A 17,409-nucleotide genomic window follows, 5' to 3' on the forward strand; every position below is an offset into this window, starting at 1 on the left:
AAGTGACGGTGGCCGGGAGGGCTTGTCGCGCGAGGGTCCGTCGGGGGCGGTGGTCCGGGATGGGTGCCGCGTGAGGTGGGGGGTGGTCAGGGACGGTCGCCGTGCGAGGTGGGGTGGCGGTCGGGGACGGTCGCCGCGTACGCGCGGAGCCGGTGGAGGGCGGCGCGGCGTTCCGTGGCGGAGTCGTGTCCGGCGGTCAGCTCGGCGGCGAACAGGCGCAGCAGGGGGTGCTGGACGTAGCGGCCGGGGGCGTGCTCCGTGACGAGGTGGGCGTCGGCGAGTTCGTCGAGCAGCAGCCGGGTGCGGCGCGGCGGGAGGCCGGCCAGCGCGGCGGCCGTACCGGGTGTGAGGTCGGGTCCGGGGCGCAGGGACAGCAGCCGGAACAGGCGGGCGCTCTCCGGGGGCAGCTTGCGGTAGGAGGGGGCGAAGGCGGTTCGGAGGCCGGACGCGCCTCCCGCGCCGGCGAAGGCGTCGAGCCCGTCCCCCTCGTGCCGTAGCTCGGCGGCGATCGCGGAGAGCGGGAAGTCCGGGCGGTCTGCGGCGCGGGCGGCGACGACGGCCAGCGCCAGCGGCAGCCGTCCGCAGCGCGCCACGATCTCGGCGGTGGCCCCGGGTTCGGCGGCCGTCCGGTCCTGGCCGACGCGGCGCGCGAGGACGGTACCCGCGTCCGCCGCCGACGGCAGGTCCAGGTGCAGCGGATGGGCCCCCGACGCGGTCAGCCCGGACAGGGCGAGGCGGCTGGTGACCAGGGTGAGGCTGCCCGGTCCCGCGGGCAGCAGCGGCCGTACCTGCTCGGTGTCCGCGGCGTCGTCGAGCAGTACGAGCAGCCGCCGTCCGGCCAGCGTGCTGCGGTAGAGCCCGGCCAGGGAGTCCACCCCGGCCGGCATCCGCGCGGCGGGCACGCCGAGCGCGCTGAGCATCCCGCGCAGGGCCTCGGCGGGCTCCAGCGGGGGCCTGGCCGCGTCGAACCCCCGCAGTGAGACGTGGAGTCGACCGTCCGGGAAGCGGTCCGTGACCCGGTGCGCCCAGTGCACCGCGAGGGCCGTCTTGCCGATGCCGGGCATCCCGCTCACCAGGACGGTCACGGGCGCGCCGGTGGAGGCGGCGGCCGCGTCGGTGACCCGCAGCAGGGTGCCGAGTTCCGCCTCTCGGCCGACGAAGACGGGGAGGTCGGCGGGTAGTCGGGCGGGCAGGAGGGGGGTCGGTGACGGTGCCTGGGCGGTCACGGGTACGGCTATGGGGCCGGCGGCGGGTACGGCTGCGAGGGCGGCGGAGGGGACCGCCACGGGGGTTGCCGTGGGGTCCACCGCGGAGGCCGCCGTGGGAACGGTGCCCGTCGGTGTCGGGTGGGGTGGCCGCGCCGGTGCGGACGGCCGGGGTGGACCCCACTCCTGGCGGAGCACCCGGGTGTGGGCGGCCGTCAGCTCCGGGCCGGGGGAGATGCCCAACTCCTCGGCCAGCAGCCGTCGTACGCGCTCGTACGCCGTCAGCGCCTCCGCCTGGAGGCCGGAGGCGGCCAGGGCCATGACGAGGCCCGCCTGCGCCGACTCGTCCAGGGGGTCGAGTTCCACGGCGCGGCGCAGATGCGGCAGGACCAGCTCGGAGCCGCCGCAGAGCAGCGCGGCATCAGCGGCCATCCGTGCCGTGCGCGTCAACTCGCGTTCCAGCGCCGCGAACTCGGTGTGTTCCCGCACGGACGCGGGGATGCCCATGGCCACCGGGCCGTGCCAGTCGCCCAGCGCGTCCACGAAGTGCCGTAGCGCCGCCTCGGACCGCCCGGTGGCCGCCGCTCGCTTGCCGCGCTTGGTGAGCGCGCGGAACCGCAGCAGGTCCACCTCGTCCTCGGCCGCCTCCAGCAGATAGCCACCGGCGCGGCGCAGGACGCGGCGCCCGGGGGCGCGGGGCGGCAGATCCGGTTCGAGGAGCCGCCGCAGCGCACCGGCGTACCGCCGCACGACGTTCATCGCGCTGGCCGGCGCTCGTCCGGGCCACAGCACGTCGACGATCTCGCCCGCGAGCACCGGGCGGCCCGCCCGCACCAACAGCAGGGCGAGCAGCGCGCGTTGCTGGGGGAACCCGAGGTCCAGCTCCTCGTCGCCCCGGCACACCCGCAGGGGCCCCAGCACCTCGAACCGCATCGCTTCCCGCACCCCGGCCACCCCCGACCGCCGCCCACGTCCTGCCCCACGCCCCGCCCCACGGACCGGCGCCCCCGTGGGGCCACCCCACCGGTCACCGTCTTCAGGGAACAGAGCCGCCGCGCCCCCGGTCAACGGGCTCTCATCGGCCACTCGCGCGGCGGGCGCCGGTGAGTCGTGACCCGACCGGTGCGGTGGCCCAGGCTTGGGCTCCCCGCCGGTCACACACATCGGTCACCGGCCGTGAGGAGTGCCCTGACGTCGTCGGCGTCGGGGTGGCCGAGGGTGATGAGGATGGTGAGCGCCTGCTGCCAGGCCGCGTGGGCGTCGTCGTGGTTGCTCATCGCGCGATGGGTGTCACCGATGTGGACGAGGGTGCTCGCCTCCAGATACGGCACGCCCAACTGCTGGTAGAAGCCGAGGGCGTTGCCGTAGCCGAGGAGGGCCTGCCGGTGGCGGCCGAGATGGTGGTGGGCGAAGGCGATGCTGTGCCAGGTGGCCGCCTGGCCGTAGCGGTCGCCGAGGTCCTGGAGCAGGGGCAGCGCCTGGAAGCAGTGGCTCAGCGCCTCCCGGTACTCCCCGAGCAACGCGTGATACCAGCCGACCGAGTTGAGGACGCTCGCACGCGCGGCCGGGCGGCCGCTGTCCTGGAACAGTTCCAGGGCGAGCCGGTTGTGGCGCAGCGCGCCCGGCAGGTCGCCCGCCTGGTCGCAGGTCCAGCCGAGGCTGCGGTGGGTGTCGGCCCGGCCGATGGCGTCACCCAGCCCGGTGAAGAGTTCCAGCGCCCGATCGAGCCGGGGCCGGGCCAGCTCGTGCAGACCCAGTCGCCCCTCGGCCCGGGCCAGCGCACGCAGCCCCCTCGCCTCCCACCCGGGGTCGCCCAGCCGCAGTGCGGCGTCGAGCGCGGTCCGCTGGGTGGCCACCCAGTCGTGCCAGTGGCCCCGCCGGTCGAAGTACGGCTCCAGCGCCCAGGCCAGCAGACAGGCGAGCCGGTCCCGCCCCGAGCGCACCGCCGCCTCGATCACGGCCAGGAGCACCGGATACTCGGTCGTCAGCCACGCCAGGGCCTGCTCGTGATCGCCGAACGACTCGACCCGCACGCCCGCCGGGACCGGCCCCGGCGCCAACGGATCCTCCTGCGGGGCGAGCAGCCGCTGGCCGGCGTGGGCGGCGTGCAGGTGGTAGGCGTACAACCGCCCGACGGCCGTGTCGTGTTCGGCGGGGGTCTCGCCGTCCGGCTCCCGTCCGGCTTCCCTGAGGAGTTCGGTCGCGTGGGCGCGGAGGAGGTCGTGGAGGGCGTAGCGGCCGGGGGCGTGCTCGTGGACGAGGTGGACGTCGGCGAGTTCGGTCAGCAGGGAGCGGGCCCGGCGCACCGGGAGCCCGGCCAGCGCGGCCGTCGCCGCCGCCGAGAAGTGCGGGCCCGGGTGCAGGGCGAGGAGCCGGAAGAGGCGGGCCGCGTCCGCCGACACGGCACTCAGGGACCACGAGAAGACCGCGCCGACGTTCGCGGACGCGTCGCTCCGGCTGAAAGCGTCGAGGCTGCCGTGTGCCTCCCGCAGCTCGGCCGCGATCGCCGACAGCGCGAAACGCGGATGCGCGGCGGCGCGGGCCGCGACACACGCCAGGGCCAGCGGCAGCCCCGCGCACAGCGCGGCGATCTCGGCCACCGCCCGCGACTCGCCCGTGAGCCGCGCGGCACCCAGCCGCCGTTCGAGGAACGCCCGCGCCTGCTCGGTGTCCAGGGGCCGCAGGGTCAGCGCGTGGGCGCCGTGGGCGGAGACGAGCCCGGTCAGCTGGTTGCGGCTGGTGACGATGGCCAGGCACCCCGGCGCCCCCGGCAGCAGCGGCCGTACCTGCTCGGTGTCGCGTGCGTTGTCCAGCAGCACCAGGAACCGCCGCCCGGCCAGCAGGCTGCGGTACAGCGCGGCCCGGGCGTCCACGCTGTGCGGGACCCGCTCCGGGGGCACGCCCAGCGCGTCGAGGAACACCCGTACGGCTTCGTCCGCGCCCATCACCGCGCCCGAGGGGGTGAAGCCCCGCAGATTGACGTACAACTGCCCGTCCGGGAACCGGTCGGCGACCCGGTGCGCCCAGTGCACGGCGAGTGTGGTCTTGCCGATGCCGGCCATACCGCCGATGGCGCTGATGACGACGGTGGGTGTGGGGGGAACCGTGGTGGCGGAGTCCAGGAGGGCCAGTACCTCGTCCAGCTCCGCCCGTCGGCCGGTGAACGTCGGCAGATCGTGCGGGAGCTGGGCTGGGACGGGTCCGGAGACCGGCGCGGCTCCTGAAGTCGGTGCCGGTGCCGGTGCCGGTGTCGGTGTTGGCGCGGGTGCCTGCGCGGGCACGGACGCGGATGCAGGGTCGGGGACCCGTACGGGTGCGGGCGCGAGCGCCGATGCCTGCGCGGCAGGGCGACCCGTGGCGGGGCGAGGGGCGGGCACGAGGGGCGGATCCACGACCCCCGTCGACGCCTCGGCGTCCCCTGACCGGCCGTCGGCGTCCCCAGGCCGCGCCTGGGCGTTCGGGGGCGCCGCCCCGCGCAGGACCGTCCGGTGCGCCTCCCGCAGTTCCCGTCCCGGATCGATGCCCAGCTCGTCGGCGAGTCGCGTGCGCGCGGCCCGGTAGGCGGTCAGGGCCTCGGCCGTGCGGTCGGTGGCCGCCAGGGTGAGGATGAGCCTGGCCAGCAGGGGTTCGTCGAGCGGTGCGCCGAGCGCGGCCTCCTGGAGGGCGGGCAGCACCGCGCCGGGTATGCCGGCGCGCAGGGCTCCGTCGGCGGCCTCCCGCACGGCTGCCAGGCGCTCGCGGTCGAGTTGGCCGAACCCGGCCCGCTCCCGGACATCGACGGGGAGACCGGCGCCGACCGGTCCGCGCCACAGCTCCAGGGCCTCGGTGAGGAGGTCCACGGCCCGTGCGGGCGCCGCGTCCGGATCGGCGGAGCTCCGCCGCGCCTCGTCGCGCAGCCGGCGGAAGCGGAGCAGGTCCAGACAGTCGTCGTCGACCAGGAGCCGGTACCCGCCCGCCTCGCGGGCGAGCCACCGCCCGACGGCCCGGGTGGGAAGTCCCGGCTCCAACCACCGTCGCAGTGACCCCACATGGCGGCGTATCACATTGACGGCACTGTCCGGCGGGCGCCGCCCCCACAGCACGTCGACGATCTCGCCCACCGCGACCGGTCGCCCCGCCCGCGCCAGGAGCAGCGCCAGCAGCGCCTGTTCCTGCGGACGGCCCGGTGTCAGCTCCACCCCGGCCCGCCGTACCCGGACCGACCCCAGAACCGCGAACGACACCGGCTCCAGTGCCAAGGAGGCCCCCTTGTATCTCGTATCTCGTATCTTCTGTGACCCCCTGACGATACGTGGCCCCGCGGGTCACCCAGAGTCATGCGCGGGAAGGCGGAGGGGGCGGTGCTGAGCGGCGAGGGACGGAGGGCAGGCGTCGGTGAGCCGTGGGGGCGGTTCGCCGGGCGCGGTGATACTGGTGTCAGGTCGCAAGGCGAATCTCCGGAAAAGGGAGCACGTTCGGTGAACTCGGGTGGGGCGGACAGCAGTTGGGAATCGGCGGCAGCGGGCGGCTCGGCCGGCCGGCACGCGGTCGTCGTCGGGGGCAGTCTCGCGGGGCTGCTCGCCGCGCACGTCCTCGCGGGGCACGCCCAGAGAGTGACGATCGTGGAACGCGACCGCTTCCCCGCCGAAGCCGAAGCCGAAGCCGAAGCCGCCCTCGGCGCCGGCGCCGCCGGGAGCACCCTCGCGGGTACGGCGCCCCGGCCCGGCGTACCGCAGAGCCGGCACCCGCACGTCCTGCTGGAGGGCGGCCAACTCGCGCTGGAGGCGCTGCTGCCGGGATTCATGGAGGAGCTGCGGGCGGCGGGCGCGCCGCGCGTGGGGATGCCGGAGGACATCGTGCAGTGGCAGAGCGGCCGCTGGTTCCGGCGGGTGCCCGCGTCGACGCACATCCACACCGGCTCGCGGGCGCAGATCGAGCGGCTGATCCGGCGCCGGGTCCTGGCGAACCCCTCCGTCACCCTCGTCGAGGGCACCGAGACGGTGGGGCTGCTCGGCGACGCGTCCCGCGTCCGGGGTGTGCTGCTCCGCGAGCGCGGCGACGGTGCTCGGGGCGAACAGCGCGAACTGGCCGCCGACCTGGTCGTCGATGCCTCCGGGCGCGGCACCAAGGCCCCACGCTGGCTGACGGCCGTCGGGGCCGAGGCGCCGCACGAGGAGACCATCGACACCGGCCTCGCCTACGCCTCCCGCGTCTACCGCGACACCACCGGAACGCTCGGCGCCGACGCGAGTGCCGCGGCCCTCGGGTTCTACGTCGTCCCCAACCCCGACCAGCCGTACGGCGTCGTCGTGCTGCCCCTGGAGGACGGCACCCATCTGGCCACCTTCTCCGGGCTGCGCGGCGACGAACCGCCCACGGACGAGGAGGAGTTCGAGACGTACGCCAAGCGGCTCCCGCATCCGGTGGTGCACCGCTGGATGCGCGATGCCGAGCCGCTCTCCCCGGTCTCCGGGTTCCGGCGGACCGCCAACGTCCGGCGCCGCTACGACCTGCCGGGCCGCCGCCCCGCCGGGTTCCTGGCGACCGGCGACGCGCTGTGCACGTTCAACCCGATCTACGGGCAGGGCATGGCCGTCGCCGCGCTGAGCGCGGTCGCGCTGCGGGACGCCCTCGCCGATCCGCGCCGTACGCCCACCACGCGCCGCGTGCAGAAGGCGTTGCTCGCCGCGTCCCGGCAGGCGTGGGACATCTCCGCCGGGGCGGACAAGAAGATGCCCGGAGCGGTCGGCAACGCCGCCGTCGTACGGCCCGCCGACCGGGTCGCCGGGTGGTATCTGCGCCGGGTCCAGGAACGCACCCCGGGCGACCCCGTCGTGGGCCGCGCCTTCCGTTCCGCCCTCACCCTGAAGGAGCCCCTGAGCGCCCTTTTCGCCCCGAAGGTGGCCCGAGCGGTCCTCTTCGGCCCGGCCCTCCCGACCCCGGAGGAACCACCGCTCACACGCGACGCCGGGGACGCCTGAGGGAACGGCGGGGGCGGGGGTTCGCGCGGCCTCCCCCGCCCTGGACGGCGATGGAAAGCGCTTGCTGCACCGCGCGGGCGCCGGCGCCGGTCGCGCGGCCTTCCGTATGGCGCACCGCAATCGCCGGTTCGACCGGCCCGCTCAGGGGCCCGCCCCTTTCGCCCCCGGGTACGCCCCCTCCGGGCAACGCCTGCTCCCCGACGCGGCTCGCCACGCGGAACCGGTCCGAACCGTCTCGTCCGCTCACCTCCACATCGCGACCGATAAATCCGCACCAAAGGTGTGTGAATGACATCAAAACAGTCACTCGCGTACATAACAGTTCCGAACAAGTGGTGCGAAGTTACGTGACCGCGTGAGGAGGAGTGGCTGATGAGCGAGGCAGAGCAGGGCAACTCGACGAGGTTGCAGCAGACCGGTGAGACGGCCCGGGCCGAGGCGTCGGCCACCGCCGATCGCGCCAAGCAGGCCGCGGGACAGGTCGGGGGAACCGCCGTGGACCAGGCCGGTGCCGTGGTGGGGGAAGCGCGTCAGCAGGCCGGCGCGGTCGTCCGCGATCTGCGGAGCCGTGCGATGAACGAGGCCGAGGAACAGGCCCGGCGGGCCGCCGAATCGGTGCGCCACTGGGCGGACGAGCTGGCGGGGATGGCGGAGAACGCACAGAGCGACTCACCGGCCCGCGGTCTCGCAGCCCAGGCGGCCGACCGCGGACACCGGGCGGCGGACTATCTCGACAGAGCGGGCGCGGACGGCGTCCTCACCGATGTGCAGGACTTCGCCCGCAGGCGCCCCGGCATGTTCCTGGGCGGCGCGCTGCTGGCGGGGCTGGTCGTCGGGCGGCTGGTGAAGGTGGCGGCGAAGGCCGACGGGTCCCCCGAACAGGGACAGCGGCCCACGGCGACGGATGACGGGCACCCCACGGCGCTCCCGACCGCCCCGGCGCCCGAACTGCAGCCGTCGGTCGGCATGCCACCCGGTGGCGCGGCGGCCCGAGCCCATCCGGGGGTGTGAGCGATGGGTTCGACCCGCTCCCGAACCGTGGAGGCACATGAGGACGCCACCGTGGGCGAACTGTTGTCCACCGTGACCTCCGACGTCCAGACCTTGTTCCGGCAGGAGGTCGAACTGGCCAGGACCGAGGTCAAGCAGGAGGCGACCAAGGCGGGCAAGGCCGCCGGCATGTACGGCGGCGCCGGGTTCGCCGGCTACATGGTCCTGCTGTTCCTGTCCGTGGCCGCGCTGCTGGGCCTGTCCAACGTGATGGACGGCGGCTGGGCCGCACTGATCGTCACCGCGGTGTGGGCCGTGGCCGGGGCGGTGCTGTACCAGCGTGGCCGCTCCCGCATGCGCACCGTGTCGCCGAAGCCCGAGCACACGGTCGAGACACTGAAGGAGGATGCGCAATGGGCACGTCACCCGACCAGATGAGGGCCGAGATCACGGCCACGAGAGACCGGTTGTCCGCCGACGTGAACCGGCTCGCGGACCGCGCCAGTCCCCGGAAGATGGCCCGTCGCCGTACGCGCAGGATGCGTGGCGCCGTCTCGGGCATGCGGGAACGGGTCATGGGATCCGCCTCCCAGGCCGTCCAGGAGGTCGGCGGCGGCGCGCAGTCGATGGCCGGAACGCTGCAGGAGGGTGGCCGGCAGGCGGTCGACACCGCTCGCCAGGCGGCCGACCAGGCCGGTGAAGCCGTACGACAGGCGCCGGACCAGGCCATGCGCCAGACGCAGGGCAACCCCCTGGCCGCCGGGCTGATCGCCTTCGGCGTCGGCATGCTGGCGGCGTCGATGGCGCCCGCCACTGAGATGGAACGGGAGAAGGCCGGCGAGCTGATGCAGCAGGGCAGCGAGGTGCTGGAGCCGGTGAAGCAGGCCGCCCTCGACTCCGCGCAGAACCTGAAGGAGGGTGCCAAGGAGTCCGTCCAGAGTGCGGCGCAGGAGGTCAAGGACACGGCCGCGGAGGCCGCCCGTACCACGCAGGGCGAGGCCCGCGACCAGGCCACGCAGGTGGCCGACCAAGCCCGCGACTCGGGCCGGCAGGTCACCGACGAGGCCCGGCAGAACCCCGGCCCCGGCTGAGCATGGCCCCGGCCCGGAACCGAGACCGCCCGGACCGGTACAGCCCGGACCGAGACCGCCCGGACCGGTACAGCCCGGACCGAGACCGCCCGGACCGGTACAGCCCGGACCGAGACCGCCCTGACCGGCACAGCTCGGACTGAGGCCGCCGGGCGAGACCGCCCCGACTCCGAGATCCGCCGTAGCCCCTCGAGCCTCCGGCCGAGGGGCCTGGGCACGCCCGGCGGCAGCGCACCGGCCGTCGGCGTGGGCGGGCCCCCGGCCGCAGCCCGGCAGGGCACATCCCCTCGACGGCCACCCACCACCGCACGCCGTCCGCGCCGGTGCCCGTCTGCGTCGCGCCCAGCCGTACCCCGCAAGGCGTCCAGCCACGCCCGCCCCCACGCCGACGATCCACGGACGGCGTCTTGACGGTCCTGATGTTACCGGTAACACTGCGAAGGTCCCCAGCCGCGACGAGGTGGAGTGCCCGCGTGTCCGACGTTCCGACCGCATCCGCTGTGAACCACCCCCAAGTGGCCGAGGAGGAGCGGGTGTTCAGTCCGGCCGCCGTGGTCGCCTCCTGCGTCGGGTTCGTGCTCATCGGCGCCCTCCAGGCGCTGTACGGGCCCGCCATCCCGGCCTTCCGCGACGAGTTCGGGCTGTCCCCGTCGGCCGCCGGGCTCGGGCTGAGCGCCCACTTCATCGGCGGTGTCGCCGGTGTCCTGCTCTTCGACCGGCTCTACGGCCGGATGGGCAACCGCACGATCCTCGGTGCCTCGTACCTGCTGATGGCGCTCGGCGCGGCGGGCTTCGCGCTCGCCCCGAACTGGCCCGTCGGCCTCGCCGCCGCCCTGCTCGCCGGGCTCGGCTTCGGCGGTATCGACTACGGACTCAACCAGCTGTTCGCCGTCGGCTTCGGCAAGCGCTCGACGGCCATGCTGAACATCCTCAACGCCCACTTCGGCATCGGCGCGATCCTCGGCCCCGCCCTGATCGGCGCGGTCGGCGCCGAGCACTACCCGGCGGTCTTCCTCGCCTTCGCCGCCGCCAACCTGCCCCTGCTGCTGTGCCTGCGCGGCGTCCGCGACCGCGCACCCCTGACCGCCGCCCCGGACGAGGACACCGCGGGGGCCGGCGGGTCCGCCCTGCGCCGCAGCCTGGCCTCGGTGCTCGGCGTCTTCGTCGCCCTCTACGTCCTGCACGTGGGCATCGAGGCCGGCGTCGGCGGCTGGGAGCCCACCCACCTGGAGACCGTCGGCTACAGCGCGGGCGCCGCCGCCACCGCCACCTCCGTGTACTGGCTGATGCTGACCGTCGGCCGTTTCCTGGTGGTGCCCATCGCCCTGCGGTACTCCCCCCAGGCGATCATCACCGTCTCCTGCGCGGGCATGACCGTCTGTCTGCTCCTCGCCGTCATCCCCTGGCTCGCCCCGTTCGCGTACGCCGGCGTCGGCCTCTTCATGGCGCCGATCTTCCCCACCGGCCTGCCCTGGCTGAACGCCGCCGCCCCGCGGGCCCGCAGCGCCGGCGCGCTGGTCATCGCCGCGTCCATGGTCGGGGGAGTGGCCGCCGGGCCCGCGCTCGGCAAGGCCATCGAATGGTCCGGCGTCCGCGCGGTGCCGCTGCTGCTGTGCGTCGTGTCGGCCCTGTGCCTGCTGGCCACCCTGTGGCTGATCCGCGCCACCCGCACCGACGCCCCGTCCCGCTGAACCGCACCCGCCCCCGAGTCACCCGCACCCGCGTCACCCGCACCTCCCGAGCCGAAGGGAATTCAGCCTTGCGCACGCCCGCCCTCACCACGTCCTCCGACGGTTTCCTCCTCCACGGCGAACCGTTCCGGATCATCTCCGGCGCGATGCACTACTTCCGCATCCACCCCGACCTGTGGGCGGACCGGCTGCGCAAGGCCCGGCTGATGGGCCTCAACACGGTGGAGACGTACGTCCCCTGGAACCTCCACCAGCCCGACCCCGACAGCCCCCTCGTCCTCGACGGCCTCCTCGACCTGCCCCGCTACCTCAGCCTCGCCCGCGCAGAGGGCCTGCACGTGCTGCTGCGCCCCGGCCCGTACATCTGCGCCGAGTGGGACGGCGGCGGCCTGCCCTCCTGGCTCACCACGGACCCCGACATCCGGCTGCGCACCAGCGACCCCCGCTTCACGGACGCCCTCGACCGCTACCTCGACATCCTGCTGCCCCCGCTGCTGCCCCACATGGCCGCGAACGGCGGATCCGTCATCGCCGTCCAGGTCGAGAACGAGTACGGGGCGTACGGCGACGACACCGCGTACCTCAAGCACGTGCACAACGCGCTGCGCTCCCGCGGCGTCGAGGAGCTGCTGTTCACCTGCGACCAGGCGGGCTCCGCCCACCACCTGGCCGCCGGGAGCCTGCCCGGCGTGCTGTCCACCGGCACCTTCGGCGGCCGGATCGAGGAGTCGCTGCGCAAGCTCCGCGAGCACCAGCCCGAAGGCCCCCTGATGTGCTCGGAGTTCTGGATCGGCTGGTTCGACCACTGGGGCGAGGAGCACCACGTCCGGGACGGCGCCGACGCCGCCGCCGACCTCGACCGGCTGCTCGCCGCGGGCGCCTCCGTCAACATCTACATGTTCCACGGCGGCACCAACTTCGGCTTCACCAACGGCGCCAACCACGACCAGTGCTACGCGCCGATCGTCACCTCCTACGACTACGACGCCGCCCTCACCGAGTCCGGCGACCCCGGCCCCAAGTACCACGCCTTCCGCGAGGTGATCGCCCGCCACGCCCCGGTCCCGGACGAGCCCGCCCCGGCCCCGTCCCCGAAGCTCTCCGGCATCACCGTCGAGCTGGACCGCAGAGCGCCCCTCCTGCCGTGGGCCACCGCCCACAGCGCGTCCGCCGGCCGCACCGAGGACCCGCTCACCATGGAGGAGCTGGGCCAGCGCTCCGGCTACGTCCTCTACCGCAGCGCCTTCCCCGAGCCGGGCGACGGCCTGCTGCACTTCGCCGGCGGGGTCGGCGACCGCGCCCAGGTCTTCGTGGACGGCGCCCCCGTCGGCGTACTGGAACGCGAACGCCACGACGAGACCCTCCCGCTGCGCGTCCCCCGCGCCGGCGCCACGCTGGAGGTGCTGGTCGAGAACATGGGCGGCGTGAACTACGGGCCCCGCATCGGCGCCCCCAAGGGCCTGCTCGGCCCCGTCACCTTCAACGGCACGGCCCTGCACGGCTGGGACATCCACCGCCTGCCCCTGACCGACCTGTCCACGGTGCCCTTCGCCCCGGCCGGCGAGACGGCACACGTCATCGTGCCCGCCTTCCACCACGGCACCTTCGACGTCGACACCCCCGCCGACACCTTCCTCTCCCTGCCCGGCTGGACCAAGGGCCAGGCCTGGATCAACGGCTTCCACCTCGGCCGCTACTGGAACCGGGGCCCGCAGCGCACCCTCTACGTCCCCGCCCCCGTCCTGCGCCCCGGCGCCAACGAGCTGGTCCTGCTGGAGCTGAACGCCACCACCGCCGCCCGCGCGCACTTCACCGACACCCCCGACCTGGGGCCGGTGAAGCCCTGATGACGGCCCCCCACCGGCTACGCCTCCCGGCCGAGCCCCCGCCCCCGCTCACCGGGCATCTGCCCTTCGCGGACGTCCCCGGCGCGAGCGACCCCATCGAGGTCACCAGCCGCTGGCTCACCCGCGGCGGCCGCCCCTGGTTCCCGGTCTCCGGCGAGTTCCACTTCACCCGCTGCCCCGCCGGCGAGTGGGAGGAGGAACTGCTGAAGATGAAGGCGGGCGGGGTGACGGTCGTCGCCGCGTACGTCATCTGGATCCACCACGAGGAGACCGAGGGCGACCTCCGCTTCGACGGCGACCGCGACCTGCGGCGCTTCGCCGAACTCTGCGCCCGCCACGGACTGGATCTCATCCCCCGCATCGGCCCCTGGGTGCACGCGGAGGTACGGGGCGGGGGCCTGCCCGACTGGGTCCTCGCCCGCACCGACGCACCCCGCACCGACGATCCCGCGTACCTGGCGCCCGTACGCCGCTGGTACGCGGCCCTCGCCGAGCAACTGCGCGGTCTGGACCGGGGCAGCGGCGGGCCCGTCGTCGCCGTCCAGATCGAGAACGAGCTGTACGACCAGCCGGGCCATCTGCTGACCCTGAAGCGGATGGCCCAGGAGGCCGGACTCGCCGCCCCGCTGTGGACGTCGACCGCCTGGGGCGGCGTCCAACTGCCCCAGGACGAACTGCTGCCCCTGTACGGCGGCTACCCCGAGGCCTTCTGGACCGAGGCCGACGGCGGCTGGCCCGACACCTGCCGCAAGCACTTCTTCTTCACCCACCAGCGCGACGACGAGGGCATCGGCGCCGACCTGCGCCCCACTACGGTCCGCGGCGGCGCCCCGGAGGCGCTCGCGGAGCGCTTCCCCTGGGCGACCTGCGAGCTGGGCGGCGGCATGGCCGTGGCCTACCACCGCAGGCCGCGCGTCGACGCCGCCGACATCGGTGCCCTCGGCCTCACCAAGATCGGGTGCGGTTCGGTGTGGCAGGGCTACTACATGTTCCACGGCGGCACGAACCCCCGGGGCCGCACCACCTTCCTCCAGGAGTCCCACGCCACCGGCTACCCCAACGACCTGCCCCTGCTCACCTACGACTTCCAGGCCCCGCTCGGCGAGTACGGCCAGTACCGCCCCTCCTACGACGAACTCCGCCTCCAGCACCTGATGCTGGCCGACTTCGGGCAGCGCATCGCCCCCATGAGGTCGGTGCTGCCCGAGCGGCTGCCGACGGGCCAGGACGACCGGGAGACCCTGCGCTGGGCGGTGCGCGGCGACGGACGCTCCGGCTTCCTCTTCGTCAACAACCACCAGCCGCACGAGCCGCTGCCGGACCACACGGACGTCTCCTTCACGGTCGACTTCCCCGACGCGCCGCCCCTCACCCTGCCGGCCACACCGGTCACGGTCCGCCGGGGCGCCTACTTCTGCTGGCCGCTCCGGCTCGACCTGGGCGGACTGCGCCTGGAGTGGGCCACGGCGCAGGTGGTGTGCGTGCTCGACGGCGCCGGCGGCGGAGCAGAGGACGCCGGTGACGCAGACGCGGGACGCCCGGTGCTGGTGCTGGCCGGGATCGACGGCATCACCCCCGAACTCGCCCTGGACGCACGGTCGGTGAAGGCGGTGCGCGCGCCCTCCGGTGATCTGACGACCGCCGGGGACCGCCTTCTCGTCACCGGGCTGCGGCCCGGCACGGACGCCCTCGTCGAGGTGGACACCACCGACGGCCGCCGCGTCGACCTCCTCGTCCTGGACGCGGCCACGGCCCGGACCGCCTACCGGGGCCCCGCCTGGGGCGCCGACCGGCTGGTCCTCTGCGACGGCGGCGTCGTCTTCGACACCCACCGCGACGAGGTACGGGTGCACAGCCAATCCCCTGAGCCGTCGTTCGCGGTGCTGCCCGCGCCGCGCGCGGCACCCGTGGCCGCCACGGGCACGGTGAAGGAGACGGCGGACGGGGTGTTCGCCCGCTACACGCTGGTCGCGGCGGCCGAGGGGCCGGGCGGTGCCGACAGAGCGGGCCGGACCCTGCCCGTCGCCCTCGTCCGGGCGCCCGGCGAGGCACCGCCCACCGCCACCGGAGTGCTCGGGCGGGCCAGTGCCCCGGCGGACGGGCACTACGACACCGTCGCCGCCGAGTACCACGTGCCCGTGCCGGACGAGCTCCCGCCCGGCACCCTGCTCCGGGTCCACTGGACCGGCGACACCGGCCGCGCCTACGTCGGGGACCGGCTCGTCGCCGACCAGTTCTACTCCGGGCGCGTCTGGGACCTCGCCGTGGACCGGCTGCGGACGGAAGGCGATCCGGGAACGGAGGGTCTGCGGCTGAAGATCCTGCCGCTGCCCGCCGGGGCGCCGGTGCACATCCCGGGGACCGGCGACTCCCCGCTGCCGGCGCGGATCGACCGGGTGGAGTGGCTCACCGTCCACACCCTGCCGTTCCGGGCCGGCTGACCACGAGACGGGGAGGCCGGGGCCCGCGCCACTGCCTCCCCGTGGGCTCGGATCCCCGGCGCCCCGGGCGCCGCACCTATTCTGTGAACCCCGGCGGGACGCCGTCCCGCCCTCCCGTCGAAGAAGGAAGCGCCGCATGCCCCGAAGCACCACGGACGGCACCGCCGCCGGGGACGCCGGTGCGGCCGGCGGCCCCAGACCCACCGGCAGCCGCAGCAGACGGAACTTCGCCGGCTCCCGGCCGGTGATGGACGACGTGGCCCGGCTCGCCGGCGTCTCCAAGCAGACGGTCTCCCGTGTCCTCAACGACAACCCGGCCGTACGCCCCGAGACCCGCGAGGCCGTGCGCGCCGCGATGCGCACCCTCGGGTACCGCCCGAGCCGCAGCGCGCGCTCCCTGGCCAGCGGCCGTACCCGCATGCTCGGTGTGATCTCGTTCGACGCGGCCCGCTACGGACCCGCCTCCACCCTCACCGCGATCAACACGGCCGCCCAGGACGCCGGCTACCTGGTCAGCTCCATCGCGCTGGACACGGCGGACCGCGACACCGTCGTCCAGGCGGTGGACCGGCTGTCCGCCGAGGGCGCGGACGGGATCATCGCGATCGCCCCCCAGCGCCCGGTGGCGACCGCGCTCGCCTCCGCCCGCCCAGACACCCCGCTGGTGATGCTCGACAACGGCCTCGGCGACGGCACCCCCGTGGTCTCCTCGGACTTCCGGGCCGGCGCACGACTCGCCACCGAGCATCTGCTGGGCCTCGGCCACTCCACGGTCTGGCACATCGCGGGCCCCACCGGCTGGACCTCCGCCGACCGGCGCGCCGCGAGCTGGCGCGACACCCTCACCGGGGCCGGCGCCCCCGTCCACGAACCGCTCGTCGGGGACTGGAGCGCCGACTCCGGCTACGCGCTGGGGCGGCGGCTCGCGGACCGCCCGGACGTCACCGCCGTCTTCGTCTCCAACGACCAGATGGCCCTCGGACTGCTGCGGGCCCTGCACGAGGCGGGCCGCCGCGTCCCGGACGACGTGAGCGTCGTCGGCTACGACGACATCCCGGAGGCCGCGCACCTGCTGCCCCCGCTGACGACCATCCGCACCGACTTCTCCGAGATCGGCACCCGGTCCCTGCGGCTGCTCCTGACCCAGCTGGACGACGCCGCCGACACGGAGGAGCCCCCGGCGCAGACCGAACAGGTCGTCCCGGTCGAACTCATCGTCCGCCGCAGCACCGGCCCGGCACCGCGCTGACCCGGGGGGAGTGCAGGGCGGCGCCGGGGAGAGCCGGGAGCGTCGACCCCGGTTACGGCTTGCGGGCTATCGCCCCGTACATCGCGATGTCCTCGTCGCGGATGTCCTGCTCGCCGGTGCCGTCCGGGTGCCACTTGTGGACCTGGACGATGCCCGGCTCGACGAGCTCCAGGCCCTCGAAGAACTCATGGGCCTCGTCGATGGTGCGCAGCCGCATCGGCATGTCGCGGGCCGCGTACTCGCGGGCGACCCGGCCCACCTCCTGCGGCGCGAACTCGGCGGTGCCGATGGTCATCGCGAGGTAGCTGCCGGACGGCAGGGGTTCGAGGAGCCGGCGCACGATGCCCACCGCGTCGTCCTCGTCCAGGACGAAGTGGACGATCGCGATCACCGTGAGCGCGACCGGCTGGGAGAGGTCGAGGGTCTCCAGGAACTCGGGGGAGCCGAGAACGGTCTCCGGGTCCTGGAAGTCGGCCTCGATGTACGCGGTCCTGCCCTCGGGGGTGCTCGACAGCAGCCCCTGGGACAGGGTCAGGACGATGGGGTCGTTGTCCACGTAGACCACCCGCGACTCGGGGGCCACCGACTGGGCGATCTCGTGGAGGTTGGGGGAGGTGGGGATGCCGGTCCCGATGTCGAGGAACTGGCGCATGCCGGCCTCCTCGGCGAGCCAGCGCACCGCGCGGTTCATCCAGTCGCGGTTGGCGCGCATGTGGACCGGCAGGGCCGGCCACTCGTGCGCCATGGCGTCACCGGCCTCCTTGTCGGCCGGGTAGTAGTCCTTGCCGCCGAGGATGTAGTCGTAGATGCGCGCGGAATGCGCGTGCTCGGTGTCGATCCGGTCGGCCGGCCATCCGTTGTCGGGCAACGCCGCCCCTCCCATCAGGTCGTTCGGTCCAGGTGCGTGGTCGGGCAAGCCCGGGGTCCGGCGTGCG

General features: G+C 74.7%; 11 protein-coding genes. 8 read left to right on the forward strand and 3 right to left on the reverse strand.

The window, feature by feature from the left end; translation table 11 throughout:
• Positions 1 to 86: 86 nt before the first annotated feature.
• Positions 87 to 2,150, reverse strand: coding sequence for an AfsR/SARP family transcriptional regulator (locus tag ACZ4Z3_RS19610; protein WP_468502166.1), 2,064 nt, complete (start codon positions 2,148 to 2,150; stop codon positions 87 to 89).
• Positions 2,151 to 2,359: 209 nt separating this feature from the next.
• On the reverse strand, positions 2,360 to 5,443 hold the full coding sequence (locus tag ACZ4Z3_RS19615; protein WP_468502167.1) for an AfsR/SARP family transcriptional regulator: 3,084 nt from the start codon (positions 5,441 to 5,443) through the stop codon (positions 2,360 to 2,362).
• Positions 5,444 to 5,758: 315 nt separating this feature from the next.
• Between ACZ4Z3_RS19615 and ACZ4Z3_RS19620 the strand changes: the two genes are divergently transcribed.
• From ACZ4Z3_RS19620 to ACZ4Z3_RS19655, 8 genes are all read left to right on the forward strand, one after another.
• Positions 5,759 to 7,165 carry an FAD-dependent oxidoreductase gene (locus tag ACZ4Z3_RS19620; protein WP_468502349.1) on the forward strand — a complete coding sequence of 469 codons (1,407 nt, stop codon included), beginning with the start codon at positions 5,759 to 5,761 and terminating at the stop codon, positions 7,163 to 7,165.
• A 372-nt stretch (positions 7,166 to 7,537) separates the two neighbouring features.
• The gene (locus ACZ4Z3_RS19625; RefSeq protein ID WP_468502168.1) at positions 7,538 to 8,176 is read left to right on the forward strand and encodes a hypothetical protein; all 639 of its coding nucleotides are present in this window, start codon (positions 7,538 to 7,540) and stop codon (positions 8,174 to 8,176) included.
• Between the two features lie 51 nt (positions 8,177 to 8,227).
• A complete protein-coding gene (locus ACZ4Z3_RS19630; RefSeq protein ID WP_468502169.1) occupies positions 8,228 to 8,593 on the forward strand; it encodes a phage holin family protein in 366 nt (121 codons plus the stop codon).
• Positions 8,569 to 9,246, forward strand: a complete 678-nt coding sequence (locus ACZ4Z3_RS19635; RefSeq protein ID WP_468502170.1) for a DUF3618 domain-containing protein — start codon at positions 8,569 to 8,571, stop codon at positions 9,244 to 9,246. Before ACZ4Z3_RS19630 ends, ACZ4Z3_RS19635 begins: the two co-directional genes overlap by 25 nt.
• A 533-nt stretch (positions 9,247 to 9,779) precedes the next feature.
• Entirely contained in the window at positions 9,780 to 10,937 is a 1,158-nt protein-coding gene (locus ACZ4Z3_RS19640) for an MFS transporter (RefSeq protein ID WP_468502350.1), read from the forward strand.
• A 68-nt stretch (positions 10,938 to 11,005) separates the two neighbouring features.
• Positions 11,006 to 12,784 (forward strand): glycoside hydrolase family 35 protein, encoded by a 1,779-nt coding sequence (locus tag ACZ4Z3_RS19645; protein ID WP_468502171.1) that lies wholly within the window; start codon positions 11,006 to 11,008, stop codon positions 12,782 to 12,784.
• On the forward strand, positions 12,784 to 15,225 hold the full coding sequence (locus tag ACZ4Z3_RS19650) for a beta-galactosidase (RefSeq protein WP_468502172.1): 2,442 nt from the start codon (positions 12,784 to 12,786) through the stop codon (positions 15,223 to 15,225). Before ACZ4Z3_RS19645 ends, ACZ4Z3_RS19650 begins: the two co-directional genes overlap by 1 nt.
• A 136-nt stretch (positions 15,226 to 15,361) precedes the next feature.
• The gene (locus ACZ4Z3_RS19655) at positions 15,362 to 16,474 is read left to right on the forward strand and encodes a LacI family DNA-binding transcriptional regulator (protein WP_468502173.1); all 1,113 of its coding nucleotides are present in this window, start codon (positions 15,362 to 15,364) and stop codon (positions 16,472 to 16,474) included.
• A gap of 52 nt (positions 16,475 to 16,526) precedes the next feature.
• Here ACZ4Z3_RS19655 and ACZ4Z3_RS19660 read toward each other — a convergent pair whose 3' ends face one another.
• The gene (locus ACZ4Z3_RS19660; protein ID WP_468502174.1) at positions 16,527 to 17,342 is read right to left on the reverse strand and encodes an SAM-dependent methyltransferase; all 816 of its coding nucleotides are present in this window, start codon (positions 17,340 to 17,342) and stop codon (positions 16,527 to 16,529) included.
• Positions 17,343 to 17,409: the final 67 nt, after the last annotated feature.

It is taken from the genome of Streptomyces sp. NPDC030296 (genome assembly GCF_055572815.1).